We start from the raw sequence: 1,906 nt of genomic DNA on the forward strand, positions 1-1,906 counted from the left end.
GTCCTGTCGGCCGTCTCCGCCCGTGCCGCATCAGCCCGCGGTCAGGTTCTGCACCTGAATGGCAAGCCGGCTACTGGCATCGGCGTCACCATCTCTGACCACAAGAACTTTCGCAGTGCACGGGCCAACGTGGGCCCCGACGGCATGTACTACCTCTCCGACATCCCCGCCGGCGAATACTACCTTGAGGTGTGGGTGAACCCGCAGTCGCCCACCGTTTACCAAGTCACCGTCTCCGAGCCGAGCACCGATATGCCGAGGGTAACGGTTCCGTAAAGGCAGCGACCGAAGGAGTGAGAGACGAGCATTATGGCAAAGAAACCGGAATTGCTAATTGATAGCGAAAATTCGCATCCCGTCTCTGCGAAGTGTTCCGCTTGTGGCGCTCAAATGCCGCTCATGGAATCCAAGGGCGCTTCCTCAGCGGAAAGCAAAAGATGGTTCGCGATTCAATTCGATCTCCACGTGAGACAGAAACACGAACGCGAAGACGTGAACCAGGCCGCCGAGCGGATCGTTTAACTGATTAGGACTGCTTTTCACGGTCTTAGGCGCATTCGCTGCGATTCGAGTCCCACACAGGCCATGAAGGACCGTGCCAATTCCCGTGCCGTTGCCACTACATTACATCTAAGAGACTGTGTTCTGTGCCATCTGCTGCGTTGTAAGTCATTGAGCTTACGTTGTCCAGCGGATTCGAGTCCTACCTGAGGAGTCAAAAAATCAAACTTAAAGCCACTCAGCGAATTTCTCATCCCCACAGAACCCCACGATAAACGCTTCATGCTGCCGCAGACTTTTCGGTCTGTGACTGCCCTTGCTTGATGAGCATTTGGACCACTTGAGAGTTGGCCCTTTGCTTTGCCTCCAAAGTCGAGTTGCCATAGACGTTCATGGTCGTTGACACGTTGCTGTGCCGCATCAGCTTTTGCTGTACACCAATCGGGGCACCCGTCTCGTTTGTCTGTCCACCTGGCGGGAATTAAAATCATGTCATGTTGGACAAGGCAAAATCCGTTCATTTAGCTGATCTCTGCTTCGCTCTCGACGTCATGGAAGAACACGCCCACCTCGGCCTGGATGATGAGACAGCCTGCAATCTCCGCAAGATGCTCGTGCGCCAGATCGACGACGCCAGAGCTGATTTCTCGGACTGCCCTCCCAGCTCCGTGCATATTCCATTTGCGACCAAGGTCTACGCGTAGCGGAATCGAACCGGCAAGTCCCTCATAAACAGCCTTCACCAATCTTTGCTCTTCCCTTTGAAAAATCCTGAAGTAATCGTTTGTCGACGGATCGTAATACGCATCCGATTACGGACGGTTTGCGTCTCGCCGGTCAGCCCTCGCTTCGTCAAAGCAAAGCTGTGATGGATTGTGTACCATCAACAAACCGTTTCCCGAGAGAGTGTCATGAGCCACCGTTCGACTGTTGAGTTGCTCAAATACACAAGGTGGACCCTGCAACTGATCGAGCAGTACCCACATCGCGAGGAAGACGCGCACCTTGCAATGGAACTCAAGTCTGCCCTTGAGCGATATATCGCGGAGCTTGAACGGGAGGTCGCTACTCCAGTCCGTTCGCTTCGCAACTTCGTGTCGCCATTGCAAACTGAGCGCAGATAAATGGCAGCAGGCCGGTGAAGGCATTCTGATCTGAGACAGTCAACTGGCGTACTCCCAAAGAACTGCTTAGTTGCTCTTGTCGATTGGGAGTTCTGCTGCTTCCAGGAGTGACAAGAGATAAAAACCTCTCTTTGTAGGCTGGTACATTGCGTATGTCTCTCTCGGTGCGACTGGTCCTGGTATTTGAGACCAAATCCACAGAGTCTTGCTCCGGTGGACAGACAATCATCAGGTTGGATTTTAATATCCATCGCCAGTTTCCAAAATGTGTCGTGGCGCAG

The 1,906-nt window shown here is 53.3% G+C and carries 3 protein-coding genes; 2 read left to right on the plus strand and 1 reads right to left on the minus strand.

All coding sequences use genetic code 11. The features are described from left to right. Positions 1-276, plus strand: a 276-nt coding sequence (locus WA354_RS06380) for a carboxypeptidase regulatory-like domain-containing protein (RefSeq protein WP_472812171.1), incomplete at its 5' end; no start/stop codon positions are given. Positions 277-1,022: 746 nt separating this feature from the next. Here the strand turns inward: WA354_RS06380 and WA354_RS06385 are convergent. After that, positions 1,023-1,244, minus strand: a complete 222-nt coding sequence (locus WA354_RS06385) for a hypothetical protein (protein WP_472812172.1) — start codon at positions 1,242-1,244, stop codon at positions 1,023-1,025. Between the two features lie 168 nt (positions 1,245-1,412). Between WA354_RS06385 and WA354_RS06390 the strand changes: the two genes are divergently transcribed. Beyond that, complete coding sequence (locus tag WA354_RS06390; protein WP_472812173.1) at positions 1,413-1,625, plus strand: hypothetical protein; 213 nt, start codon at positions 1,413-1,415, stop codon at positions 1,623-1,625. Positions 1,626-1,906 lie beyond the last annotated feature (281 nt).

Source organism: Occallatibacter sp. (assembly GCF_049802275.1).
GTDB lineage: Bacteria > Acidobacteriota > Terriglobia > Terriglobales > Acidobacteriaceae > Telmatobacter.